Annotated in this window: 26 protein-coding genes and 1 pseudogene; 9 read left to right on the top strand and 18 right to left on the bottom strand. The window is 62.7% G+C overall.

The features are described 5' to 3' along the window. Nucleotides 1–68 precede the first annotated feature (68 nt). On the bottom strand, nt 69–1,427 hold the full coding sequence (locus B7Y89_RS16225; protein ID WP_292939876.1) for a type IV secretion system DNA-binding domain-containing protein: 1,359 nt from the start codon (nt 1,425–1,427) through the stop codon (nt 69–71). Then, nucleotides 1,414–1,704, bottom strand: a complete 291-nt coding sequence (locus tag B7Y89_RS16220) for a hypothetical protein (RefSeq protein ID WP_019054076.1) — start codon at nt 1,702–1,704, stop codon at nt 1,414–1,416. The genes B7Y89_RS16225 and B7Y89_RS16220 overlap by 14 nt, the downstream gene beginning before the upstream one ends. Before the next feature lie 427 nt (nt 1,705–2,131). On the opposite strand from B7Y89_RS16220, the gene B7Y89_RS16215 reads away from it, so the two are divergent. After that, the gene (locus B7Y89_RS16215) at nt 2,132–2,404 is read left to right on the top strand and encodes a hypothetical protein (RefSeq protein ID WP_292939879.1); all 273 of its coding nucleotides are present in this window, start codon (nt 2,132–2,134) and stop codon (nt 2,402–2,404) included. Between the two features lie 127 nt (nt 2,405–2,531). On the opposite strand, the gene B7Y89_RS16210 is transcribed toward B7Y89_RS16215, so the two are convergent. After that, nucleotides 2,532–2,843, bottom strand: a complete 312-nt coding sequence (locus tag B7Y89_RS16210; RefSeq protein WP_066213957.1) for a hypothetical protein — start codon at nt 2,841–2,843, stop codon at nt 2,532–2,534. Nucleotides 2,844–3,264: 421 nt separating this feature from the next. Further along, entirely contained in the window at nt 3,265–4,308 is a 1,044-nt protein-coding gene (locus B7Y89_RS16205) for a DUF2493 domain-containing protein (RefSeq protein WP_292939872.1), read from the bottom strand. A 661-nt stretch (nt 4,309–4,969) separates the two neighbouring features. Between B7Y89_RS16205 and B7Y89_RS16200 the strand changes: the two genes are divergently transcribed. Continuing rightward, nucleotides 4,970–5,239, top strand: a complete 270-nt coding sequence (locus tag B7Y89_RS16200; RefSeq protein ID WP_292939869.1) for a hypothetical protein — start codon at nt 4,970–4,972, stop codon at nt 5,237–5,239. A 180-nt stretch (nt 5,240–5,419) separates the two neighbouring features. Further along, nucleotides 5,420–6,409 carry a GSU2403 family nucleotidyltransferase fold protein gene (locus tag B7Y89_RS16195; protein WP_292939866.1) on the top strand — a complete coding sequence of 330 codons (990 nt, stop codon included), beginning with the start codon at nt 5,420–5,422 and terminating at the stop codon, nt 6,407–6,409. A 462-nt stretch (nt 6,410–6,871) separates the two neighbouring features. On the opposite strand, the gene B7Y89_RS16190 is transcribed toward B7Y89_RS16195, so the two are convergent. The 7 genes and pseudogenes from B7Y89_RS16190 to B7Y89_RS16160 all read right to left on the bottom strand — a co-directional run bounded on the left by B7Y89_RS16190 (nt 6,872) and on the right by B7Y89_RS16160 (nt 11,184). Further along, nucleotides 6,872–7,087 carry a helix-turn-helix domain-containing protein gene (locus B7Y89_RS16190; protein WP_292939864.1) on the bottom strand — a complete coding sequence of 72 codons (216 nt, stop codon included), beginning with the start codon at nt 7,085–7,087 and terminating at the stop codon, nt 6,872–6,874. A gap of 38 nt (nt 7,088–7,125) precedes the next feature. After that, nucleotides 7,126–8,025, bottom strand: coding sequence for a hypothetical protein (locus tag B7Y89_RS16185; protein WP_292939861.1), 900 nt, complete (start codon nt 8,023–8,025; stop codon nt 7,126–7,128). A 10-nt stretch (nt 8,026–8,035) separates the two neighbouring features. Beyond that, nucleotides 8,036–8,425, bottom strand: coding sequence for a type II toxin-antitoxin system VapC family toxin (locus B7Y89_RS16180; RefSeq protein WP_292939858.1), 390 nt, complete (start codon nt 8,423–8,425; stop codon nt 8,036–8,038). Further along, entirely contained in the window at nt 8,422–8,667 is a 246-nt protein-coding gene (locus B7Y89_RS16175; protein ID WP_231472159.1) for an AbrB/MazE/SpoVT family DNA-binding domain-containing protein, read from the bottom strand. The genes B7Y89_RS16180 and B7Y89_RS16175 overlap by 4 nt, the downstream gene beginning before the upstream one ends. A 299-nt stretch (nt 8,668–8,966) precedes the next feature. Continuing rightward, the gene (locus tag B7Y89_RS16170) at nt 8,967–9,524 is read right to left on the bottom strand and encodes a hypothetical protein (protein ID WP_292939806.1); all 558 of its coding nucleotides are present in this window, start codon (nt 9,522–9,524) and stop codon (nt 8,967–8,969) included. A 502-nt stretch (nt 9,525–10,026) separates the two neighbouring features. Continuing rightward, on the bottom strand, nt 10,027–10,362 hold the full coding sequence (locus tag B7Y89_RS16165; protein WP_010890940.1) for a single-stranded DNA-binding protein: 336 nt from the start codon (nt 10,360–10,362) through the stop codon (nt 10,027–10,029). A 478-nt stretch (nt 10,363–10,840) separates the two neighbouring features. Further along, nucleotides 10,841–11,184, bottom strand: a pseudogene (locus tag B7Y89_RS16160) (thermonuclease family protein). 374 nt (nt 11,185–11,558) lie between these two features. Between B7Y89_RS16160 and B7Y89_RS16155 the strand changes: the two are divergent. The 4 genes from B7Y89_RS16155 (at nt 11,559) to B7Y89_RS16140 (ending at nt 16,935) form a co-directional block, all read left to right on the top strand. Continuing rightward, a complete protein-coding gene (locus B7Y89_RS16155) occupies nt 11,559–11,747 on the top strand; it encodes a hypothetical protein (protein ID WP_292939796.1) in 189 nt (62 codons plus the stop codon). Nucleotides 11,748–12,049: 302 nt separating this feature from the next. Further along, the gene (locus B7Y89_RS16150) at nt 12,050–13,120 is read left to right on the top strand and encodes an AAA family ATPase (protein WP_292939793.1); all 1,071 of its coding nucleotides are present in this window, start codon (nt 12,050–12,052) and stop codon (nt 13,118–13,120) included. Continuing rightward, the gene (locus B7Y89_RS16145) at nt 13,026–15,539 is read left to right on the top strand and encodes a S8 family peptidase (RefSeq protein ID WP_292939790.1); all 2,514 of its coding nucleotides are present in this window, start codon (nt 13,026–13,028) and stop codon (nt 15,537–15,539) included. Before B7Y89_RS16150 ends, B7Y89_RS16145 begins: the two co-directional genes overlap by 95 nt. 169 nt (nt 15,540–15,708) lie before the next feature. Beyond that, nucleotides 15,709–16,935 (top strand): DUF1173 domain-containing protein, encoded by a 1,227-nt coding sequence (locus B7Y89_RS16140; RefSeq protein WP_292939787.1) that lies wholly within the window; start codon nt 15,709–15,711, stop codon nt 16,933–16,935. 7 nt (nt 16,936–16,942) lie between these two features. Here the strand turns inward: B7Y89_RS16140 and B7Y89_RS16135 are convergent, their stop codons facing one another. The 5 genes from B7Y89_RS16135 to B7Y89_RS16115 all read right to left on the bottom strand — a co-directional run bounded on the left by B7Y89_RS16135 (nt 16,943) and on the right by B7Y89_RS16115 (nt 19,559). Continuing rightward, complete coding sequence (locus tag B7Y89_RS16135; protein ID WP_292939784.1) at nt 16,943–17,446, bottom strand: hypothetical protein; 504 nt, start codon at nt 17,444–17,446, stop codon at nt 16,943–16,945. Between the two features lie 100 nt (nt 17,447–17,546). Next, nucleotides 17,547–18,059 carry a hypothetical protein gene (locus B7Y89_RS16130; protein WP_292939781.1) on the bottom strand — a complete coding sequence of 171 codons (513 nt, stop codon included), beginning with the start codon at nt 18,057–18,059 and terminating at the stop codon, nt 17,547–17,549. 43 nt (nt 18,060–18,102) lie between these two features. Continuing rightward, nucleotides 18,103–18,438, bottom strand: a complete 336-nt coding sequence (locus B7Y89_RS16125) for a hypothetical protein (protein ID WP_292939778.1) — start codon at nt 18,436–18,438, stop codon at nt 18,103–18,105. Beyond that, nucleotides 18,435–18,890: a hypothetical protein gene (locus B7Y89_RS16120; protein WP_292939775.1), complete on the bottom strand. Its 456-nt coding sequence runs from the start codon at nt 18,888–18,890 to the stop codon at nt 18,435–18,437. The genes B7Y89_RS16125 and B7Y89_RS16120 overlap by 4 nt, the downstream gene beginning before the upstream one ends. Nucleotides 18,891–18,953: 63 nt before the next feature. Beyond that, nucleotides 18,954–19,559, bottom strand: coding sequence for an SOS response-associated peptidase family protein (locus B7Y89_RS16115; RefSeq protein WP_292939772.1), 606 nt, complete (start codon nt 19,557–19,559; stop codon nt 18,954–18,956). A gap of 86 nt (nt 19,560–19,645) precedes the next feature. Here B7Y89_RS16115 and B7Y89_RS18325 point away from each other — a divergent pair, with 86 nt between their 5' ends. Beyond that, nucleotides 19,646–19,960, top strand: coding sequence for a DUF6771 family protein (locus B7Y89_RS18325; protein ID WP_366416366.1), 315 nt, complete (start codon nt 19,646–19,648; stop codon nt 19,958–19,960). On the opposite strand, the gene B7Y89_RS16110 is transcribed toward B7Y89_RS18325, so the two are convergent. Then, nucleotides 19,850–20,206, bottom strand: coding sequence for a hypothetical protein (locus tag B7Y89_RS16110; protein ID WP_292939769.1), 357 nt, complete (start codon nt 20,204–20,206; stop codon nt 19,850–19,852). The genes B7Y89_RS18325 and B7Y89_RS16110 overlap by 111 nt on opposite strands. Nucleotides 20,207–20,368: 162 nt before the next feature. Beyond that, entirely contained in the window at nt 20,369–20,887 is a 519-nt protein-coding gene (locus B7Y89_RS16105; protein ID WP_292939766.1) for a DUF736 domain-containing protein, read from the bottom strand. A gap of 363 nt (nt 20,888–21,250) precedes the next feature. On the opposite strand from B7Y89_RS16105, the gene B7Y89_RS16100 reads away from it, so the two are divergent. Continuing rightward, nucleotides 21,251–21,922, top strand: coding sequence for a hypothetical protein (locus B7Y89_RS16100; protein WP_292939763.1), 672 nt, complete (start codon nt 21,251–21,253; stop codon nt 21,920–21,922). Nucleotides 21,923–22,061: the final 139 nt, after the last annotated feature.

Below are 22,061 nucleotides of genomic sequence, written 5' to 3'. Positions count from 1 at the left end.
CGGCAGGTTCGGCTTAGACACCCAGTTCCTAATTCAGATCAGAGGCTTACGCCACTCCCGCCAACCCTTCAGGACACTTTTGGTGAATAAGGCGGGTTAAGAACGAGTTCGTTGTGCGAGGAGGTGATGAACAGGATGCTGCCCGGCTTGTCATCGGTGCGGATCCACGTTTGAATCGAAAAGGGCTCCTTGCCCTCGGGCAGGAAGCGCAGCGCCTGCGCATTGGTGTTGAACACGGCCCGGATCGACTCTGCCATCTTGGCCGCTTCGGGCGCAGTCAGGGGATCGGCCACGGTGTTTTCGAGCATCTTGTGGACCTCCTTGAGGTCCGCCATCATCAGCCGGCTGGCGAGCGCCTGGTTGGTCGCCTGGCCGTCCTTGATGAGCTTGATGCAGGTCTCGACAAACAGCGTGCGAGCGGCAAGCATCCAGAACGGCTCGGCCCCGCCGCCATCGGCCGGAAGCAGGGCTGCTGCGATACCGGTAAAATCGGCATGGTTCTTCGCCTCGCCGAATACCGACCAGCTCGGGCAGCGCTCGTCCATCGGGTTGAGGATTGTATCGGTTTCAGGGTTGTAGAAGGCCTCGACGTAGGCACCGGTGAGATCGAAGACGACAGCCCGGTCGCGGCGCAGGCGCATCTGCGCGATCAGCGCGCGCATCTGGGTGGTCTTGCCGGTCCCGGTCGAGCCAATCATCATCGTGTGCGACTGTTCGGTACGCCAGGGGAAGGCGACCCCGGCGAGCGAATAGGCGTGGTGAATGCCGGCCGCTTTGCGCGGGGCAAGCGGCATCGCCATGACCTCGTCGAAGCTCATGGCGGGAAGGCGCTCGGCGATTTCCTGTTCGAGCGCAGCCCGGTTGTGGGCATTGATGACGGCTGCCAGCTCTGCGCCGTCGACCAGCATCGCGCCGCGCTGGTGACGCTCTTCGAGGATCGACTTGCCGCGCCGCTTCGAGAAATCGACAAACCAGATGGCGAGCGGTACGGCGAGGAACAGCGAGATGAACAGCGAGCCCCAGACCGCGCGCATCATCCGGTTCCAGGCGATGGCAACATCGGGGTGTGAGGCGACCATCGAAATCGGCGCCGGGATCACTTCGCCAGAGGGCAGGGTGAGGTTGATGACCTTGCCGGGATTGAACTCCATGAATCCCCATCCGGCGGCGTAAATCCGCATGAGAATCATCTGCACTTCGTGTTCGTGAAGACGCAGCGCGAGCGCGGCCGAGAGCACGAGGAGGAAGGTGAAAAACCACACCATGAAAGGCAGGCGCGCGGAGGCAAACCACATCAGAAATTCGTGGGTGATGAGCTGCGAACCGCGGGTGAAATCACCGGCATTGCGCGGCATGGTCCCGCGCGCCGAATGGTGCTGCAGCTTGCCCGGCCGAGCGCGGTCGGACCAGGTGTCAGGCCCCGCCATGGAAGGCCTCCATGCGCCGCTCGGCTTCGGTCAGAAGTTCGGTGTGCACCTCGGGGTATTCGCGCTGGACGATGAGGTCGAGCGCGAGGAAGGTATACTCGGACGAGAACTGACGCCGGCGATCCTGCTCGGATGAACCGGAAAGGTCATCGATGAAGCGCTCGATGGCGATTCGCAGAAGCTTCGATCGGGAGATATTGCGCGAGACCGCAGCGGCATTGGCCGCCTCGGCAACGGGTCCGGGAAGCCGGACCGAAATCAGGACTGTTTCTGTCATCACCAAACCCTTCGAAAAGGGCCCGGTGGAGATTGCGCCTGGATGTTTTAGGCCATCGCCGATGGCTTGGCAAGGGAAGGGGGAGCCGGTGCCTGCCGTATTCAAATGTATTACGCGCAAAATGGCGCAAGTGCGTCGTCCCCAATTGTGTTCAGCAATTATCACACATTGTGATACATGGATGGCATTGCTGTATACGCGCGCAGTTCCGCCAATTTCTCATACTGCCGTGCAGTGTACGGTCTGCACCTTTACCCCTTGATCCGATGCAGCTTGGTCCGCGTTGGATTACTGGTTTTTTCAGGATCGAGGATCGGGCCTTCAGGGCCATTCTTTAGGCGCAGCAGGGGCAATCTATGCTTCGCAGGCCACGGCAAATTACAGATGGTTTGAACAAGAGGACTTGCCAACCGGCTTTGGCGTTGTGATGCTTTTGCCGGGAGGTTTCAGCGCCAACCCACGAGGTATCATCATGGCCAGGAAAGGAAGTCTTGAAGCGGAACGACAGGCAATCGCAAAGGAGCGAAACGCGCTGGAAGCGCGCGAAGCGAAGCTGCGGGAAAGCGAGCAAAATGCGATGGCCGAACTGCTGAGAAAATCGGCACTCGGCAAGGCACCGTTCGAGCGGGTTGAAGGCTTCTTCGCCGCACTCGGAAAGCTCGGCCTGGACGAAGCGGAAAAGCGCTTGGCGAAAAGCTGAAACCGGTCTCGCAAGAGGCCAGCGCAGCCGGGGCTCGATGCCCCGGCTGCGCTTTATGGACCGGAGCAAAAAAAGGGGCCGGAGAGCCCCTGACGAGCCCTCCGGCGCTGTGCGATGTATCTGCATCTCAGAACGGGCAGTCCGCGTCCCATTCGGGATCCATCACCACGCTCATGAAACTTGCGGCGCGGGCGATGTTCGCCTCGTCGAAATCGTCTGCCATCATGCCTGGGACCGTATGGACGATCCGGTCGATCAGGTGCTGGGGCAGCGCATTATAGTCGCCCTCGTCGATAGCGACGAAGCAGCCCTCGTCGTCCTCGATAACGTGCTGGTCGAAGAAGCTGTGCTGGGCCCGGACGGTGGCGGCGCGCAGTGCGGCGTCATAGCTGATGGGATCGAAAGCCGGGATGTCGAGTGCGGTCGTAAGAGCGTTCATGGGAAGCCTCCTGTCAAAATCATTGAAGAGGCCTCCGAAAAGATGACCGAGCTTGGCCCGGGTCAGGAACGGGCCGCCCGCGGCCCGCCGCGAAGCGGGGGTGGGGGAGCCGATTTTTTCGCATTCTTCATGCGGAAAAATTGGGGGAACCGCCCTTCTTGACGCGGGACAATGGCGGTCATCATGCTTGGAATTTTGCGAGAGTTTTAACCCCTGTTGGTCCGCACCACCGGTGGGTCCAAGTGCTGGCCTGCCGCCCGGCCGATGCGAAGGCTGGGAACCGGGCAGGCCGACAGGCCGTCACCCGGGGCCCAGCGAGCGAGCCGGGGCAGACCAGGGGCATTCCAAGCGACAAAAAAGAAGGGCATCCGGCGGTTAGACCGGACACCCTTCGGTAAAGTCGGATCACGTTGTTTCCCGCTCAGAACGGCGGGAGATCGTCGCCATTGACCGTGCGCTTTGCGCCGCCGCGTTCTGCCTGAGCCGGGGCCTTTGACCGCGCCGGAGGAGCCTCGTTCTGGGTACCGGCGTCGCGCACAATGTGCATCGGCACGCGCGCCTCGCGCAGCCGGTCAGCGAGGTTCGCCTGGATGCCGCCGCCGCTGCACACCACCGCCTCGACCGGCTTGAAGCTGAGCATGCGCGCATTGCGTTGGTAGGGCGCCGAAGGACCCCGCGAGGCATCAGGCTTGCACAGAATGACGGGGACGTTCTTGCTCGAAGCCCAGGCCGCCGCGATCACGTCAGCGCCCTTGTTCTGCGCGGTCGTTGCCAGCACCATCGAGGGGATCCGCGTCCGGATTGCATTGAGGTAATCTTCAACCTGAACAATGTCGGTGAACTGCTGCCCGCCCGAGAACACCACGACCGGGCCCGTGGGCGCAAACTGTTCCCGCCGCTGCGCCTTTTGCGCGGCAAGGTAATCGCGCGCTTCGATCATCGAAGCATTGGTCTTGGACGACACCCGCGAGCCGCGCACAGGCGAGAAGGGGCGACCGGTCTCCACGAGGTAGATCTTCGCGGCATGGTCGCGCATGCATTCCATCGCGTCGCGGCACTCGGCGAGGCTGCGGGCCTGCATGGTGAGGTCTTCCAGATCGGTCGCGTAAACTTCGCTCGGATCGTATTCGCGCAGCTTCTCCTGCAGCCGGCTCGCCATCGAATCCTCTCTGTTGTCGAGGCGCTTGGCCACCACGTGGAAGCTGTTGGCAATGCCCCAGGCTACCTCGCTTGCCATGTCCTCCATCCGGGTATCGCGGAACAGGTCGAACACCGTTGCCAGCATCATCTCGATTGCCGCCTGCGCCACATCCGGATCGGGCATTTCGGCAGCGCTCGGTTCATGTTCGATCGATAGCTTGGCAAGCTCGGTCTGCTCCATGAATGCGGCAGCATAGTCGGGAGTGGCAATTTCCCGCGCATAGTGTTCGGCAAGGTCGGCGAAGTTCGAGAAACGGTCCGTCATGATAACCTCCAAAAGGAATTGTCTCTCATCACGCTGATGAAAGATGCCCATCGGAGGGACGCCGGAGTCAGGCAGTCAGGGACGGCGGCGCGCACGCGCTGCCGCCGCGAGCAGCGGGCGTGGGGGGAGCCGATTTTTGCTCGCAAGGCGGTAGCCGCAGCAGGCCAAAATCGGGGGGTACCCGCGATCCTTGACGGCCGCCAATCTCCCAGGCGTCATGCTATGGCGATGCTGATTTCGCTCAGCCACCGAGATGAGAGAGAGATTTCAGTTTTGCCCCCGAACCCCTTCAGGGCGTTCGGGGTGAACAGCAAAACACTTCAGATGCCTGCGGCCCGTCCGCATGGTCGTGCTGGCGTCCGCCAAACTGCGCAAGCGGGCGGGCCGCCCTGGCCGCTGCCGACGGCGCGGTCAGCGAGCAAAAGACGGACCCCTTGCCGGAGCATGTCTGTCGGCCCGCAAGGCCCGGTGCGACAGCACGGGCGCGGGACGGCGACGGAGCCGGAGGCAAGAGTGCCGGCGGCCCAAGGCGGGAAACTCCGCACCCGCTGGAGCGCGCCTGCAAGGCGCGCGGGACCGAGTGCGTCATTCTTGACAGGGCCGCTCAATCTGGAATGGCTCCCGTGGGCAGCATGTTGCATCGCTGGAGGGAAGTACCGCCATGGAGTTCGACGACCAGATGCGACGCTTCTTCGGGACCGATGATCTCGGAGCGGTTTCGTCCGAAGGGCTGGCCAGCGGGATTGAGCGCATGCTGGTCGAGTTCGGGCTCGAGACCGACAAGGGGCGCAGGTTTGCCATGTGGTCGCTGCTCTACATGCTGGGTTCGGCGCCGGACCTCGATGTGGCGTTCAAGGACCCGCGCGACCGCGACGCAGCGCGGACATTCATGGACCTACTCGATCAGGCCAATGCCGGTGAGGGCAGTTGACGGCATCAGGCTGACGCTGATGAACATGGAGCATCAGCTACGCCCGCTGACCGAAAAGGGGTTAGGGTGCCAGGCACCTTTACCCTGCAAATGGACGAGTTCCGCGTTTTGCAGGGTAACTCTTGCATTTACGGCATTTACCCTGCATTTTGGTCAAATCCTCCAATTGCAGGGTAATGCATGAACTTCCAACCGTTCTCGGACGAACAGGCGAGGGTGATCGTCAATCTGGACCAGGCTTATCACGTCTGGATGGATGCGCTGCGCACGCTGAACGATATGCCTTACAATATGCGGATCAAGAAGGTTTCTGGGCGAGAGTACCTTTACGAAGTCACCGATCGTCGCGGTAGCATGAAAAGCAAGGGGCCGATCGACCCGGAGAAGCAGGCGGAATTCGACCAGTACAAGACCGAAAAAGCCGAACTGAAAGACCGTCTTGCGCTATCGAAGGAGACGCTTACGGAACAGGCCAGCCTTTATCGGGCGCTACGTTTGCCCATGCTTCCTGCGGACGCCGGCAAGATTCTGCGCGAAGCCGATCGACTCCGATTTCTTGGGGACCAGGCGATGGTCGTCGGCACCAACGCGCTGATCGCCTACGCGCTCGAAGCCAACGGATTCATCCGCGATGCGCCGCAAGAAACCATGGATTTCGATATGGCACTGACCGGGCTCAATGCCGACGAAGATCGACCCACCTTGTGGAAGGTCCTCAAGGAAACCGACATGACCTACTCGGTGAACACCGAGCGGCCATTTCAGGCACGCAACGCCAAGGCCTATGAAGTCGAGATTCTCTCGGCACCGAGCCGGATAGGCGGACAAATTGCGCAAGACCGCCCGCGACCGATCCCGCTCCCGGAGCAGGAATGGCTTCTGAACGGTCGGCGGGTTGATCGGGTCGTCGGCGTGCGCGATGGTGAAGCGGCGCGCATGGTGGTTCCTGATCCGCGATGGTTTGCCCTGCAGAAACTGTGGATGGCGGAAAAACCGGAACGCGACCCGCAAAAGAAGCCCAAGGATCACAAGCAGGGCACTGCCTTGCTCGACGCCGTTTGGCTGACGATGCGGCACTACCCGATAGACAATGCCTTTTTCGAAGAGCTGCCCGATGCATTGAAGCCACATTTTGAGCTTTGGGCGGCGAAAAGGCCGCAGCGGAAGTGAGCAGTTAGGTCTTGCGCAACCCGGGATCGCCAATGAGATGTCGGCGAGGGCAGCTGACTGCATCAGGCTGACGGACGGCGCTGGGATATATGTCGCCCTGACAATCGACCCGTCGCGGTACAGGCAGGTTCGCCGCCGTTGAGCGGATTCTTATGTTACAAAACCTCTATCTATGAACGATCTAGTCATAGGTTTTGTAACAGTCGGTCGGCCATTCCTGTTAGAAAAATTGGGCGATATTTCTAACAAGAGTGCGCAGTCCTCGAGGACCAGAAGCCGTTCATCAAGGCCTGTCGTGAGCCGGCACGGTAAATCGCAAAATCTCGGGCGGACCGGTCGCTAAATCTCGTTTTCTCGGGAAATGGGCTTCTTAAAGCACGATTTCTCGGACTGGCCGCTGCGAATGGCGCGGCGATCACAATTTCCCAACGAGCAGCCCGGCGCGCTCGCGGAGCCTCTTGCTCATGACCGGCGGCTCGCAGGAGAGACGATCTGGACGTCGCAACCGAGCGTCGCGATGACCTGAAGCGCTTTGCCGAGTTGTAGCGTGGGCTTACCCGCTTCGAGATCGACAATGAAGCGGACACCAACGCCGCTCACTGCCGCAAGCTCTGCCTGCTTCAGGTTCTGCGCCTTGCGTTCGCGGCGCACGAGGAGACCAAGTGAAGTGCTGTCCATATTACCGAGCGGGAATGTCAAAGCGATGCGAAATATGATCAGTGCAGAGTCGCGCCGTCGCGATTGCGGACGGGTTCCTTGTCGCATTGCTGAACCAGCCATGCGATCGCGCCAGGCGTGCGATACCAGTCGATGCCAAGCTCCTGAGCATACCAGGCCGCTTCGCTCTCCTGCCCGGGAGAATAATGGTCGCTGGTGGCGTGCCAGAACCCCGGATCGGCGAGATATTTGGCGACATAACGGTTCGCCAGCAGCGCGTTCGCCCCCTTGGAGCGAGCTTGCTCGCTATCTCCGGTCTCCTTGTACGCGAGCAGCACGCGCGTAAACTCCATGAAAGTCGAGATTTCCTCGCCGTGTTCGTCAAGCAGTTGCTGCGCGGTCTGGTTTTCTTCAGCCCGGATCAACCAGGTCAAAAGAACATATCTCAAACCCTGATTATCGTTCGTATTCAGTTCGAGCATCTCGCGAAGGTGATTGATAGCCTCCTGCCGCGCGCCAGAAAGCCACAAATCCTCAGCCAGTGCATGGCGCGCACGCATGTAAGGCCTGGTTTCCAGAACCAGCCAGAACTCACCCCTGTCTTGGGCGAAGCGGCGCTCGCCAATGGCGAGTTCGCCGGCACAGACAGCGCGCAGGAGATATTCCCGGCGGCGCTCATCTGACAGATTGCGCAATTGCGAAAGCTGAAGCCAGGCGTCAGCGCAAAGCGGAGAATGTGCCAGCGCCTTGCGAACAAGGGCATTGCGCCGAGACCGGTCATCTTCTTCCCAGGCATCATAGGCGAGGTCCTGCGCACGCCTTAACTCCTCGGCGCTCGTACCTCGACCAGATGATCGCACCAGTTCGCGCATTTCGGCACAATCAGGGAAGCGATTGAGATCAGGACCTGCTTGCTTCAGAGGCTCGCTTTTGCCTTTCTTGAAAGGTGCTGCCGCCATTCCGCAGGACTCAGCGGATAACGGAAACGGTGACGCCCGCAGCATCGGCGACGGTCCGCCATTGCTTGTCCGCAGTCAGCGCGGGCAGGTCATCACGCCGGGCAAGTGCAAGGCAGAACCGGTCGCCGAGCGACAGGCCGGCCTCCGCCGTTACGGCGCGCAAACGCCCGGCGATCACGGCGAGAGCCTGATCGGCTGCGACCACGGTCATCGGCAAAGGCCTCAGCATTGCATCGACCTGGTCGGCGGGCATACCGGCATGGATAAAGTGGCTGACGACCTCGGCATAGTTGACGCTCGACATCCGCGCGCCTCCGATAGCGTCGGCGACCTTGGCCGCTCCGGGCTCGTCCCGGAGCAGGGCAAGGAGCGCAGAGGCATCGAGCACGACTTCGCTCATTCGCCGGATTCCTCGCGGCGTCGGGCAAGGAAGGCATCGACCGAGGCTTCGGGCTTGCCGCCGGTGAATTTCTTGGCGAGCGCCTGCGCGTGCGCGATCGACTGCGCGACGGTGCGCAAGATTACACCATCCTCGGTTTCCTCGACCAGAAGCGCACCGCCGCCAGCCAGGCCAAGCCGCTTGCGGATATCGGCCGGCAGGCTCATCCGGCCGTTGGGCGTGATCGTCACTTGCACGGTCATGGCGTAGCTCCTCACAGACCTGAACGCGGCGCGAAGCGGCGCATTCAGGTCATCAAGCGAGGCTTATGCCATAAAATCGAAAACATGTCACGAACGGCATGATGTGGCACGGTTGTTCAGATTGATAATATATCTTATGTTAAATATTATCAATGGCTTAGCTGCATTCCGCGTCATCCTGCCATAACACTTGAGCACGCGGCAAGCGATGGCCGTCATCAATCACCTGAAGCCGACGCGGCGCTTCGCGGCTCCACGACCGAAGCACGAGGTTGTCGATGATTGGATGGTCGACGGGCTTAGGCCGCGAAGAGTTCGCCTTGGGGATTGGCAGCAAGCGAGCCTGGTCTCCGCAGCGGCGCGGGTTTGCGCAGCAGCGCAAGGACGCTCGGCTTGACCACATAGACCGCATGGCGTCCCCCGCCGCGGTTCTTGTGGTTGGTGGCGTAGCCCGCATAGTGCCGGGTCATCAGCCCGGCGCGGACCAGATCGGAGATCGCGCGGCTGACATTGGCGCGGCCGACCGCCTGGACCTGCTCCTCGACCGCCACGTCGATGCGCGTGGCGTCGTGTTCGGCGTCACCGGTGAGATGGTCCCTCAGCGCTGCGGCCACGCGCGCGCGCAGCGCGGCGCGACGTGCGGGCTGCTCGCTCATCGGCAAGAGCTGGGAGCAAAGCCATTCGCGCAGGAGCACGGGCACACCGCCTTGCGCGATGAAGGGTCCGGCCTGCCCTCGCCCGTCTGCCGCTTCGGCGACCAGCTGGAGGACGAGGAATGCGTAGCGCGGCCGGTTCGATACCTCGACCAGGACCGCGTAGATCCCGCCGATACCGGTGATGTCGTGGGCTCGTTCCATCGAGCAGTATTGAGCACAAAAGGTGAATCCTGTGAATCCCCTTTATGCTGGGCCATGTCGTTTGTCGCCCGTGACACTTCGCCCGGAGCCCCCACGTGAGTTGCGCGGCCAAGTGTACTGCCCTTCCCCCGCGACCGCTTTAGCCATCGTGATGGCATCGGCGATGACCCGCCCTCCGGACATGTCACGCGCGCCGCGCAACATGACACTCCGCCCGAGGGCAAAGTGTCACAGATGCCATGCCCGAAGGGGCGCAAGCCGCCGATCCGGAAGGCAAAAAAATAGGGCCAGCGTGAGCCGGCCCCTTGGAAAGTTTTGGGAGAGGATGCCTGAAAGGCACTGTTGATATGGGTACAAAGTGCCCATGCTGCAAGTGCGAAAGAGACGCGGCGCGTTGCCTTTTTTGCGACCGGTGTTCCGCTCGCCGCACCGACTACATGAGCAATTGAGAGATCGGCCATGGCCCAGTTGGGAGGCGGCGCTGCCGCCTCCCGGCCTCGGATCAGAGGAAGAGGACTTCCTCGGAGACGATCTCGACCGCGTAGCGCTCGACGCCCTCCCGGTCGGTCCACTTCGAATAGTGGAGGCGGCCCTGGACCTCGACCAGATCGCCCTTCTTCTTGTGCTTGGCGACCGAAGTGCCAAGGCCATTGAAGGCGGTGATGCGGTGGAACTCGGGGATCGTCTCGGTGTAGCCCGCCTCGTTCTTGACCGTCTTGCCGTCGACCAGCTTGGGGCGGTCGGTGACGAGGGTAAAAGAGGTGATTGCGGTCTCGCCAGCGTGGCGGGTTTCGGGGGCGGACGCGATGCGGCCGATCAGGATGACGAGGTTCTTCATGGGTGTACTCCGGTCTTGAATTCGGCGGAACCGCCCGCCGATGAACACCACAGGCAGGGCCAAAGGCCCGGGACCGCACCGAGCGCCAAGAATCGCGCAGGCGTGAGGGGAACCCAAAAGCGAGGAGTGGTGCGGCAAGCCCGCAGGGCTTCACGGTCCGCTGCTTTTGGGTTGCGGCCAGGGACTGGCGCTGCAGGGTTCATCGGCAAACGAAGGGCGGTTTCGTCAATTCATGCCGGAAATCTGCAAGACCCTGGACCCGTCATCTCTGGTCGCTTGTCAGCCCCGCCCCGGATCTGCCGCGCGGCGCATGCGCGCGCCCTGCCCTCACCGGCGCCGCCCACCCCGCCCGGCGGGAACGTCAGAATGCGGTGCTCCGACCCTGGCCCCATCCACCAACGCCGCCGCAGGCCTTGGCACCGGACCTGCACCAGTCAGAGCGCCAGATGTCCGCGCAGCCGCTCACCGCAGTGGACTCTCAGCGCCAGGGTTTGGCGAGACCCTGCGAGATGAGGTAGTTACCGGCATCAACGCCGCTCACCGAGACGGTGGCCAGCGTCCGCCCTAGGGATCGGTCCCGAGCCGCTCGAGCATCACGCGGCCCCGCGACAGCAGCCGGACCAGCGCCGCCCGCGAGGCCTCGCCCGCACGATAATCACACCATGCATAGGACGCTCGGCGGTCATGGCACTTGGGACTGTCGGGCAGTTCGGGGGCATCGATGTTGGCAATGCGTACCTTTTCGCGGCCGCAACGGATGGTGTCGCCGTCGTGGACGGTTGGAGAAAGACACAGGACGGCGTCGGCAAGAAGGACGGGCATGTCCGCAAGCCTAGCGCCCCTTGTCCTTCGCGCCAATGGCCCCGATCATCACCCGCAGGGCCGGCATCCATGCCGGCGAGCTTGGGTGGGCGGCGGTGCGACAGCGCCGACGCGCGCCCTAGCGAGTAGAGCGGGTTGCCCCCAGCCCGCGCGGGGCGCGGGCGCCGGGGTGCTCCCTTTCTTCTCGCCCTGTATTCATCATCACCACCTTATGCTTTATCGCCCGCCCTGATATGCTCATCATGAACACGCAAAAGTCTTGGGGATTCCTGCCGCAAGCTGGGCCGAATCCAGCCGGATTCGAGCAAAGTGGCCATGCGACGTTCCTGCCCAAACGGAGCCAGCCTCGTATCCTGCCATAAGGAGAACAGCCAATGACAGATCGACCGGAAATGCCGAGCGCACTGCAGGTCGCAAAAGCCCTTAGCCAGGTGCTGCGCGCCAAGCTTGCCGAACTTGATGCCGAAACGATCAGTCTGACCCGCGAGGAAGCCGCGCTTTGTCTTGGTCTTGCCAACGGTGTGGCTGAGAATCTCGATCAGGCGACCGAGAGTCGAGGCTAAGCCGGGCTGAATCCGGTCGGTCGGACTTTCTGGAGCGGCTCCTTTCGTTCGTAAGTCGGTCGATGTGGACGCTCGTTCAAATGGCCCCAGGGGCGACGCCAGAACGACCACTATGTCGATCGATCCTTAGTCGCCGCTTATTTTAGGCATCCCGGTGGGGCAAGATATGCCATTATGTCATAATCGTTGAACGGCTGCGCCACTCGAAGCGCGATTAATTGATTACACCACAGGAAATTTTGACTAGATTCTCCTTGTAGCCGATTTGGTGCTGCCAATTGCTGGATTGAAACACGAAAAAAATGGCCCGCGCCGATCATCTCGTCACTCTTGTTCGCGCCAGCTTTGCTGGCGACCGTGAGACGCTGCGCGCAGCGGCCGAGGCAATTGTCGCAGACGAACGGGCAAAAAAGCACCACATCGTCGCAGATCGCATCGAGCGCGCCCTAGGGACCGTGCCGGTCACGCCACCGCCCCTGACCACGTCCCAGCCCCAAGTGGGACCAGGCCGGGACACGATCATCGAGATCGAACCACGGGTCCGCTTTGACGATCTGCTACTTTCTTTGCCCGCCCGGGAGAATGGACGTCAGCTCATCGAAGAGCATGTTCGTGCCGATGTCCTGCGCGCTCATGCCTATGAGCCGCGCCATCGGATCCTGCTTTCCGGCCCACCTGGCAACGGCAAAACGTCCTTCGCCGAAGCAATCGCAGAGGGCCTCGGCCTCCCTTTCTTCGTTGTGCGCTATGATGCGCTGATAGGCAGCTACCTTGGCGAGACCAACGCTCGGCTGCGCAAGCTGTTTGACTACGTGCGCACCCAGCCAAGCGTCCTGTTTTTCGACGAATTCGATGCCATCGGCAAGGAACGCGGCGACACGCATGAAACCGGTGAGATCAAGCGCGTTGTCTCGTTCCTCCTCATGCAGCTCGATCAGCTGCCGCCTTATGTGATCGTTATTGCGGCGACGAACCATGCAGAGTTGCTGGATCGTGCGGTTTGGCGCCGTTTCCAGATGCGGTTGTCTTTCCCGGAACCCGATCGCAAACTTCTCGAGGTATTTCTGGACCGCATCATTTGTGGTTGGCCGGAGGTGCCACGCATGACGGTACAGAAGCTTGCAGGCCGGCTTGGCACGGTCAGCTATGCCGAAGCGCTCGACCTTTGTCAGAATGTGAGGCGCAGGCAGATATTGGGTTTGGGGGAGATCAGTATCGATGATGCGCTCGCGAAAGAGCTTGAGCTATGGAAGTCGCGCGTGCGGCCCGGAACTGTAGATGCCGAGCGATCCGACCAAGCCCCTGCTGAGGCTGACGCCAGACCAGCCAAGACAACGGCCCGCCGGCCCGCAAAAATTCCCCCGGGCGCCTGAATCGTTCCCACAAGACCGTCAGCAAGCAACATTCGCCCCGAAATTCGATCGCTTGGCTCAAGCGCTGGCGCGGGATGCGAGCGGACTTGAGTTGCGCGCAGATCCGGCTGCGCTGGCGCCGGAAAGACTGCTCGTTTTCGAAGTACGTGGCTCGGTGAGCAATTTTGCTGCAGCCGTTCAGCGCGTGAACGGCCTCGAACTGATCGATGAAGAGGAATTGGGCAGCGACGACGACAAGGATCCCATTGCCTATCTCCTTGTCCCAGACGCCCGCGCGCTAGCGGAATTGCTCTCCCTTTGGAAGCGCTGGAACGCCAATCAGCTTCAGTTCGGAGAGACGCCATGGCGTGGCGTGTTCGAACTGCTGCGTGATCTGCGACCCTGGGGGCCGCAGGACAGAGTTCAGCGACTGGACGCCGGTTTCCTTGCTGAGGAGATTGAGGGACGCGGCGAGGACGAGCTTGTGCCGCTGGAGATCGAGCTGATTTACCGGACCTCCGAAGCACAGGCTCAGGCACGGGAAGATGAAGTGCGCGCGGCGTTGACTGCACGCGGCGGGCAGATCATATCGCATGCTCGGCTGCCCGACATCGCATATCATGCCTTGCTCGTGGATTTGCCTGTACGGGCGATCAGGGAAATCATCGATCGGGCAGAAGGCGGTATCGCTAGTCTTGAGCCGGTCATGCACATCCGCCCGCAAAGCCTGGCGACGACAATCGAGATCGAGGATGCCACAGACGCCGGCGCCGCCGCGGCGGCCGGCGAGTTGCGCGACCCGATCCTGGCCCTGCTCGACGGCGTTCCGGTAGCCGCACATCCGCTGCTCGCCGCTCATCTAGTGGTGGACGATCAATTTGATCTCGAACCTCACGCGCCCGTGAACCAACGCGTTCATGGCACAGCAATGGCATCGCTCCTCGTGCATGGCGACAGGAACAATCCCGCACCGGCCTTGCCACGACGCATTCATGTCGTTCCGGTAATGGGTTCGGGCGACCGCTTCCCGGCACGACGGCTTGTGGTCGACATCATATATCTGGCCATTCGGGCGATGCGGGAAGGCGCGGATGCAACAGCGCCAGGCGTGCTTATCGTCAATCTCTCGCTTGGCAACGAACGGCGGCCCTTTCAATCGTCGTTGTCCGCATGGGCGCGACTGCTGGATCGACTTGCCTACCGATATGGCATTCTGTTCCTAGTGAGCGCCGGTAATGTGAAAGAAACCTTCGGTGTTCCAGCCTTTGCAACCGGAATGGCTTTCGAAGACGCCGATGCCGCTGCACGCTGCGATGGTACGCTGACCGCAATTGGAAGTGTCATTGCGGATCGCCGTATGTTCTCCCCGTCCGAGGCGATCAACGCGGTAACGGTGGGCGCCTCCAACGACGATTGGGTTTCGGCTGCTGATCGCCGCGCCGCCCGCGCCATCATCGACCCCTTTCCGGGCATTCGGGCAGCCAACCCGTCAAGCGCGCTCGGCCCCGGATTTGCCCGGTCGGTCAAGCCCGACATTTTGATGCCGGGAGGTCGCGAGCATCTCCGTCAGATGCGAACCGACGGTCATGTCTTCGTCCGACCGGCTGCATCGACGCGCCCCGCTGGTCTCAAGGTGGCCGCACCTCGCACCGGCGGTATCGAAATAGCCGAAGGTTATTCGGGCGGGACTAGCGGCGCGACCGCTCTGGCATCGCGCACATGTCATCGGATTCATGACGCGCTGGAGGCGGCGTATCCCGATTTTGCTCACCTGCCCCACATCCAACGGGCGGTCCTGATCAAGGCGCTGCTTGTCCATCCCGCTCGCTGGCCCGATGATATTGCCGCACGAATCAAGGAAATCATCGGTCCGGTCGGGGGCCATCACAGCCATATTAAAGACAACATCCGGCGCTTCCTCGGTTTTGGCTATGTCGACGCCGAAGACGCGGTAGCTTGCGCGGAGGACCGCGCTACTTTCTGGGCGGTTGGAGAACTTCTACGCGATCGCGTTGCCACTGTTCGTGTCCCTGTACCAGCGGTCATGAGCGGTCAGGCTCGACCGCATAGCCTGTCGGCGACGCTGGCGTGGTTCACGCCCGTTCAACCAGGACGAAAGAGCTACCGATCGGTTCGCCTTAAGCTGCTCGACCCCGCTGAGGCAGGCACATTGAGCGTTTCTCCGCGCAGTCTTCAACCCGACGGTAATCAGACCAATCGCGGCACCATATTCATGCGCTGCTGGGAAGGTGACAAAGCGCCGGTCGTTGGCCCGGATATGATGATTGACCTCGTGGTGCAGCGCGATCCGGATCCGGGCACCCCGATAGATGAAGCCGTACCATTCGGCTTGGCGATTACGATCGCCATGCCCGGTCTTGTCGGCCTCTATACACAGGTCGCACAGCGCCTTGGCATCGCGCCGCGTCAACCGGTCTGAGTCTCGTCGATCACGGCACAGCTGAAAAAATCCGCACAGGCTTATGCTTGTAGCCGCCCTGCCTCTGTCATAGACTGATCCAGCGGCCCATTCGGGGCCGCGTCAAACCGAAGGAGATGCGCGAGAGGTCGAACGGGCAGCGTCGATCGCGAGAAATTGGAGATACCCAATGATCCAGCGATACCGTGTGCTCGGCCGCAGCGTGGCCGAAGGCGATGATCTGCAACAGCTGCTTGCCAAAGCCTACGCGCAAAAGGCCCAGGTCCTGTGCGAATGCCGCAAGGGGACCGACTTGCGGCTCTACATTTCGCACCGCAATGACCGCTATGTGCTGGCACGCTGGCCGGGATCGGGCGCGCGCCATGCGACCGCCTGCGATCACTACGAGGCGCCTGACTACCTGACCGGCATGGGCCAGGTGCGCGGCAGCGCGATCCTCGACGATGAGACGAGCGGCGAGACCGCGCTCAAGCTCGGCTTCCCGCTGTCGCGCGGGAGCGCCCGGCTCGCGCCGGCAGCGCTGACCAACGACAAGCCGACGGTGAAGTCGTCGGGGCAGAAGCTGTCGATGCGCGGGCTGCTCCACGTCCTGTGGGACCGGGCCGAACTCACCCACTGGCATCCCAAGATGGCAGGCAAGCGCGGCTGGTTCGTGGTGCGCCGCGCGCTGCTCGAGGCGGCGGCCTCGTGCCGGGCCAAGCAGGAAGCCCTGCCCCATGTGCTGTTCGTACCCGAGAGCTTCAGGCTGGAGGAGAAGGAGGATATCCGCGCCCGCCGCCGCGCCGCGCTCGAGCGGGTCTACCGCTCGCGCGACGAGATGATGGTGGTGGTCGGCGAGATCAAGGAGATCGTGGCTGCCCACGGCGCGGAGCGGATCGTCCTGCGCCATGTCGGCGACATGCCCTTCGTGATGGACCCGGACATGGCACGCCGGTTCCACAAGCGCTTCGCGGGCGAACTCGCGCTGTGGCAGGCGCAGCACGGCGGCAAGGGCGAGCAGGCTCACCTCGTGATCGCGGGCTCGTTCGCGCGGCGGCGCGAAGGCACCTTCGATCTGATCGAGGTCGCATTGATGCCGGTCACGCCTGAATGGCTGCCCTACGAGACCAGCGACGAGCGCTACCTCATCGCCAAGGCGGTTGCCGAGAAGCGCCGGTTCGTGAAGGGCCTGCGCGTCAATCTCGACACCGACACCCCAATCGCGAGCCTGGTGCTCAAGGACACCGGCGAGGATGCCTGCGCGGTCCATATCCACGACCGCGACAATGAGGTGGCCGAACCGCTTGAAGCGCTGCTTGCCGGGCAAGGCGTCGCGCACCAGTTCTGGAAGGAAGGCGAGCCGCTCCCGGCCCGCGTCACGCGGCCACGAAGCTGGGAAGCGCAGGCCGCCGCCTGAAACCGGCTCAGTCTTCCGGACGCGGCAGCGGCCGGGTGGGCTGGAGATCGAGCCGGCGCGGCGTGGGCAGAGCCGCGCGCAGCGCTTCAAGGCGCCTGGGCACCTCGTCGGGATTCTGCGTAATCTCGATCCGCTGGAGCGAAACGATCGTCCAGACTGCCAGGTCGGGCCGCTCGGTCACGTGGACCGAGTAGGCGATCGGCAGCTTCTCGGGGTAAAGCCAGAGCAGCAGCACCGGGAGCGCCGCGAGATTGGGGCGGCCGTCTACGCCCAGAAGCGTGAGCACGCCCGCATCGCGATCATAGCGGCAGGTGATCCCGAGCGGCTCGGGATGGCCGACGAGGCCGAGAATGGTCGGCTTCGCGTTGGCGCCGAACACCGCATTGAGTTCGCCAGGCGGGAGCGCATCAGGGTCGGCCGCAAGGTCGGCGAGGAACAGTTCAACGGCGGCGAAGCGTGCAGCCTCGTCCGGGGTACAGGCAAATTCGAGTGAGAGCGTACGAGACGACATGGTCGAGGCTTTCGCTTGGCACCGCGCAGTGCCGCTGCCCCCATGCGTCATAACGCCGGGCCACAGGTATGAACTACGCAAATGCTCAGGGGTTCAAGGATCAGAGGACGAGGTGGCGCTCGACGTGGGCGCGCTGGCGGCTCCGCTGGAGATTGTAGACGGGGACGCCGTATGTCGCAGCGATGCGCAGCGCCTGACCGGTGCCACCCGAGGCTTCGCCGTCGGCGGTCCAGCACAGCACAAATTCCGAAGGGCTATCGAGTGAAGGCCCAAGCACCTGGAATACGTTGCGCGTGTGAAGCGCCTCGACGAAGGCCGATAGCCCGGCGAAGGCGGGATGATGCGCCGCAGCGATGGCGCGCGCCCTGCCCCAGAGTTCAGCGCCAAGCGCCTCGGGATGCAGAGAACTCGCCGAGCCGCGCCAGCCCGCCGACGGCAGGAAGATTTGCGCGTCGCGGCCAGCCCCGCGTTCGAACGCGCTGTCGGCGCCAATCGCGTGGCCCGAGCGCAGGACATAGCCGCGCTTGGTGAGCGCAAAGGCGGCGCGGGTCATCAGGCTGAGCACCTCGGGCGGCGTGGCGCTCGCGCCGATCCCGGAATAGTAGCGAAGCATGGCTGGTCTCCCCAGTGGAACACCGGCTCCAAGCCCCCTCCCCTCAATGGCCGTCGGCGTCGTCCGGATACCAGTCCAGCACCCGCGGGTCGGGATGCGCGGCCTCGAACGAGAGAATCGCCGCGTGGGTGATCCAGGTCGCGGGATCGCGCAGCGCCACATAGGCCCCGTAGAAGCAGCCGCCGCGCTCGACGAATTGGGCATGGACATCCTCGGTCACAGCCTCGCTGACCAGAAATCCGGCCATGCCCCGAATATGGACCGGCGGCAGCACGCCGAGCATGTCGTCGTGGAAGGCTTCGCTCACCCGCGACAGCGGGAAGCGGGCCAGCAGGGCGGCGCGCGGATCGGCGCTTCCCGTGTCGCGGCTGTGGGTCATGGCAGATTTCCTCCCAGCAGGACCAACGGCGGGATGGTCAGCTCAGCGCGGGCCAACGCGCGCTTCAGATCGCGCAGGCGGGTGAAGCTCTTGATCCACGACGGCGGGAACAAGACATATTCGTCCTCGCTCGCCGTGTAGTCGCGCATGGCCCCGCTGCCTTCGAACAAAACGATCTCAGGCAGGAATGCGCCGAGGCAGCCGCCAGACCAGCGGCGGAACGGCAGGCCGTGCTCGCAGCAGAAGGCATCGATCTGCGGGATCTGGCCGCCATTGAGCTCGGTGCCGTAGAGTTCCAGCGGCTTGCCAACCGCGAGCGCGGCGGGATCGAATGGCTCGCTATCCCAGTCGGTGCGCAGGTCATAGTCGGCCGCGTGGGCGGCGAAGGTGGCAAGGTGTCCCCGCGGCAAGGCGCCGCCGATGGTGATGTGAACGGGAGCGCGGTCGCCCATGGGCCAGGTCCTTTCGCGGGTGTCGTTGATCCGACCCCCGCTCAAGTCCCCCTCCCCTCGAAGTCAGCTGCGGCGGGCGGCCCAGCGCTCGGGCGTGCGGTCGACCTCAAGTTCGCTTGAGCATGTCCGGCACAGCGCAGATGCGTCAGCCGGTGTGCCCGCCAGCCATTGCTCCCAGTCGGTCCGCGCCAGCACAACCGGCATGCGGTCGTGAACCTCGGCCATCTGCGGGCAGCCATCGACCATCACCATCGAATAAGCCTGACCCCATTCCTCGGTCGGACGCCAGACCCCAGCGACAGCGAATGTCTCTTCGCCCGCAGGCGAATACCACGTGCGGGTCATTGCGCCTTTCGCGCCTTCAGCCTCCGCCCAGGCGGTGACCGGAATCAGGCAGCGGCGGCGCTCGAAGCTCGCCCGCCAGAACGCGCTGCCGAGCTTGTCCTCGCGCGCGTTGTTGACCGGCTTAGGCTTCAACGGCTGACCGCTCTTGCCTTTGAGCACAAGCGGGAAGCCCCAGGTCATCACCCTCACTTCGCGCTCGGCGATGACCAGCCCCGGATAGCCGGGAAAGACTTCGGCAGCGAAGTTCGCGCCCTCCCCTGCCCGCGCGCCGAACAGTCGGGCGATTTCAGCAGGCGCCTTGGTCATGCGGTACAAGTTACACATGGCACGATGCTTGTTTGAACGATCGTCCGTGTCAATCTGACAGGCGCGCGCTTGCAATTGTGTTCACTCTATGTTCTTTCATCGCCATGGAACGAATCGATACGTCTGCGGTCGCGCACGCGATCCTCGACGCACCGGGCTGGGCGCGCGTAGGCATTACTGCCCCGAGCTCTTGCCTGCGCGAGGATGCCGCACACGAACTGGCGCGCGTGATCGCCGATGCGGTGGACGCACCGGCACCCCTCACCTCACCTGAGCAATCCTCGCTGCCGCTCTCACCGCGCGCAAGCTCAGACGGCCGGCTGAGGCAGCAGCGCTTCGATCTGGGGATCGAGCGGAAACCCGAAACGTCTGGCGATCTCGGCGGCGTGTTCGAAATCGTCCGGACTGACGTGCAATGAACGCGCTAGATCCGCGAGCGTCTCGGCGCCGCGCGGTGCTGACAGTGCATGAAGATGGCCATGCGCCTGCGTCACGGCAAACGGCCAGGTCAAGGCGACGCCCACCACGTTCTCAGGCAGCACGATAAGCGTGTCGCCGGTGCGGATCGCCTCGTCGCACTGCGTGGCGTCGTAGGCATTGCCGGTGCTCGCGAAGACGTGATGGCGCCGGGTCTCGAAGGCAAAGCGTTCGCTATCGGTCAGCATGTTTAGGCTCCGGATTTCCCCATGCAAATAAGGAGGCGGAACGCCGGGCGGGGGGCAGTGCCGGCGTTCCGCCTCAGGCCGCGCGGGGGGCTCATCCGCGGCCTTTGCGTGGACGGCGGAGACCCGCTTGGGGTCCCCGCCGGTTGGAGTTGGGATTGCCGATCAGGCGTCGACGAGCGGCGGCAGCGCGCCATCGTGTTCGGCGCCGTCCTTGGCCTGCGCGCGGCCACGCTTGGCAGGCGGAGTCGCGGTGCTGTCACCCAGACCATCGCCAGCCTCTTCGGTGCTGCGGTCGCCGCCGGCGTCGTCGGCCGGGAACATGTCGTTCTCGCCGTATTCGGCCGAACCGAGCTGGGTGCTCCGGCGGCGCGGACGCTGCCAGGCGATCGCCATGGTGCCATCCTCGCGCGGGAACGCGGCGATGTAGAGCGGCTGCGCCATCGACGGATCGTCGATCTTGCCCTGGTAGAAGCTCTCGCCGGTCGAGTTCGAGGAGAGCTCGAAGAGCGCGCCGACGATGACCCAGCGGCGCTGGTCGTTGAGCGCGACGATCTCGAACTTGGGCGCGCGCGGGTTGCTGGAGGTCACCGGCCGCAGGCCGATGGTGCGGGTGATGGTGAGCGTTTCGACAGAGCCGATCAGCTGGCCGTTGGCGTTCTTGCGGATTTCACCGATGTTCATGGACGTTCTCCTAGGTGGATCGATTGCGACCGAACCCCTTGTTCGATCACTCTCTTCCCACCCCCCTTCCCTCCCGGCCGTCAGGCCGAAGCTGCGGGCACTGCCCGCAGGGGGAGACTTGGCCCATAATGCGCGGTGCTTGCGGAATGCGAAGCGGGACTTGGATGCCAATGCATGCGGTCTATCCCGCCACTCTCCCTATTTGGGATGGCTATGCGCAAACCGGACTTCATTCAGCCCAGCCAGCGCAATTGCTTTGGTAGTTCAAGTCCAACGATAGGCATGTTGAGGTTGACGGCAGCAACGGGGCTTCGCAGGATCGGGCGGTCGCAGAGTAACCAAACACGCGGATTGGAAATGAATATGGCAGAAAACGAAGCTGCGAAGCTGGGATCTGCGATCAAAGATGCGGCATCAAACTCGAAATCCGTTCTCGTCGAGGCGACAGTTCAGACACGCGACGACGTATCCACACCAGTTGTAATTTTGAGTTCCGATGACGCGGTCAGAGTGATCAGTGCCCATGCACCGCGGATAATCTATCTTGTTGAGCAGGCTTTCGACCTAGCCGGTGAGATCGAAGCTGCACGGGATGAGATGGACGACATGGGCGTCGAACGTTCGCCTGACCTTTTGAAGGCAACCCAGCGTAGGTTTGCTCCCCATGACGGGAAAATTGGTGCGACAATCGCGAGTTTCATGATTGATGGCGTGCTTCATACAACGGTCTCTACCGCGACTTGGCACGACGAATTCGGTGACACCGTCGAGGCTATTCTTGAAGAGTCCCGCGAAGGCGCCAGTGCTGGGCAGGTCGCGAAAAATTCCGAAAAAGCGAAGGCGATCGAAAGCAAGGCGTTGGTTCTGGTGAAGCACCCATCCTTCAACCATGGACGCGTCTCGTTCGACAAGCGCATGGCGCTGGCCGAAACACTCTTTCAGGATTGCGACCCCCACACGCTTTCAGAAATTACGCGGCGGGCGGAGAACCTGTTCTGGCTGGAGCAATCTGGCGTCCAGCTTGATGGGGTCTGATCAGAGCTGACCGATGAGTGTGGCCTTACCCAAATGCGTGACTAGGTCGTGTTGACAAAAGGGATTCCCAAACGGCTCAGGTTCTGATTCAACACTGCTCTTTGGGGAGTGGTCATGGGTCGTGGGGACTTGTCGGATG

Origin of the sequence: Novosphingobium sp. 32-60-15, assembly GCF_002280675.1 — a bacterium.
Taxonomy (GTDB): Bacteria; Pseudomonadota; Alphaproteobacteria; order Sphingomonadales; family Sphingomonadaceae; genus Novosphingobium.
This window is presented reverse-complemented; position numbering and strand designations above follow the sequence as displayed.

What these genes read in the sequence shown, in the direction of transcription:
- B7Y89_RS16175 (WP_231472159.1), bottom strand. Translation starts at nt 8,667, where the DNA reads ATGACCGTGCAAGTGACGATCACGCCCAACGGCCGGATGAGCCTGCCG.
- B7Y89_RS16205 (WP_292939872.1), bottom strand. Translation starts at nt 4,308, where the DNA reads ATGACGGACCGTTTCTCGAACTTCGCCGACCTTGCCGAACACTATGCG.
- B7Y89_RS18325 (WP_366416366.1), top strand. Translation starts at nt 19,646, where the DNA reads ATGGAACGAATCGATACGTCTGCGGTCGCGCACGCGATCCTCGACGCA.
- B7Y89_RS16140 (WP_292939787.1), top strand. Translation starts at nt 15,709, where the DNA reads ATGATCCAGCGATACCGTGTGCTCGGCCGCAGCGTGGCCGAAGGCGAT.
- B7Y89_RS16225 (WP_292939876.1), bottom strand. Translation starts at nt 1,427, where the DNA reads ATGGCGGGGCCTGACACCTGGTCCGACCGCGCTCGGCCGGGCAAGCTG.
- B7Y89_RS16210 (WP_066213957.1), bottom strand. Translation starts at nt 2,843, where the DNA reads ATGAACGCTCTTACGACCGCACTCGACATCCCGGCTTTCGATCCCATC.
- B7Y89_RS16100 (WP_292939763.1), top strand. Translation starts at nt 21,251, where the DNA reads ATGGCAGAAAACGAAGCTGCGAAGCTGGGATCTGCGATCAAAGATGCG.
- B7Y89_RS16170 (WP_292939806.1), bottom strand. Translation starts at nt 9,524, where the DNA reads ATGGAACGAGCCCACGACATCACCGGTATCGGCGGGATCTACGCGGTC.
- B7Y89_RS16165 (WP_010890940.1), bottom strand. Translation starts at nt 10,362, where the DNA reads ATGAAGAACCTCGTCATCCTGATCGGCCGCATCGCGTCCGCCCCCGAA.
- B7Y89_RS16200 (WP_292939869.1), top strand. Translation starts at nt 4,970, where the DNA reads ATGGAGTTCGACGACCAGATGCGACGCTTCTTCGGGACCGATGATCTC.
- B7Y89_RS16195 (WP_292939866.1), top strand. Translation starts at nt 5,420, where the DNA reads ATGAACTTCCAACCGTTCTCGGACGAACAGGCGAGGGTGATCGTCAAT.
- B7Y89_RS16190 (WP_292939864.1), bottom strand. Translation starts at nt 7,087, where the DNA reads ATGGACAGCACTTCACTTGGTCTCCTCGTGCGCCGCGAACGCAAGGCG.
- B7Y89_RS16215 (WP_292939879.1), top strand. Translation starts at nt 2,132, where the DNA reads ATGCTTTTGCCGGGAGGTTTCAGCGCCAACCCACGAGGTATCATCATG.
- B7Y89_RS16220 (WP_019054076.1), bottom strand. Translation starts at nt 1,704, where the DNA reads ATGACAGAAACAGTCCTGATTTCGGTCCGGCTTCCCGGACCCGTTGCC.
- B7Y89_RS16125 (WP_292939778.1), bottom strand. Translation starts at nt 18,438, where the DNA reads ATGACCCACAGCCGCGACACGGGAAGCGCCGATCCGCGCGCCGCCCTG.
- B7Y89_RS16180 (WP_292939858.1), bottom strand. Translation starts at nt 8,425, where the DNA reads ATGAGCGAAGTCGTGCTCGATGCCTCTGCGCTCCTTGCCCTGCTCCGG.
- B7Y89_RS16155 (WP_292939796.1), top strand. Translation starts at nt 11,559, where the DNA reads ATGACAGATCGACCGGAAATGCCGAGCGCACTGCAGGTCGCAAAAGCC.
- B7Y89_RS16110 (WP_292939769.1), bottom strand. Translation starts at nt 20,206, where the DNA reads ATGCTGACCGATAGCGAACGCTTTGCCTTCGAGACCCGGCGCCATCAC.
- B7Y89_RS16130 (WP_292939781.1), bottom strand. Translation starts at nt 18,059, where the DNA reads ATGCTTCGCTACTATTCCGGGATCGGCGCGAGCGCCACGCCGCCCGAG.
- B7Y89_RS16150 (WP_292939793.1), top strand. Translation starts at nt 12,050, where the DNA reads ATGGCCCGCGCCGATCATCTCGTCACTCTTGTTCGCGCCAGCTTTGCT.
- B7Y89_RS16145 (WP_292939790.1), top strand. Translation starts at nt 13,026, where the DNA reads ATGCCGAGCGATCCGACCAAGCCCCTGCTGAGGCTGACGCCAGACCAG.
- B7Y89_RS16115 (WP_292939772.1), bottom strand. Translation starts at nt 19,559, where the DNA reads ATGTGTAACTTGTACCGCATGACCAAGGCGCCTGCTGAAATCGCCCGA.
- B7Y89_RS16185 (WP_292939861.1), bottom strand. Translation starts at nt 8,025, where the DNA reads ATGGCGGCAGCACCTTTCAAGAAAGGCAAAAGCGAGCCTCTGAAGCAA.
- B7Y89_RS16120 (WP_292939775.1), bottom strand. Translation starts at nt 18,890, where the DNA reads ATGGGCGACCGCGCTCCCGTTCACATCACCATCGGCGGCGCCTTGCCG.
- B7Y89_RS16135 (WP_292939784.1), bottom strand. Translation starts at nt 17,446, where the DNA reads ATGTCGTCTCGTACGCTCTCACTCGAATTTGCCTGTACCCCGGACGAG.
- B7Y89_RS16105 (WP_292939766.1), bottom strand. Translation starts at nt 20,887, where the DNA reads ATGAACATCGGTGAAATCCGCAAGAACGCCAACGGCCAGCTGATCGGC.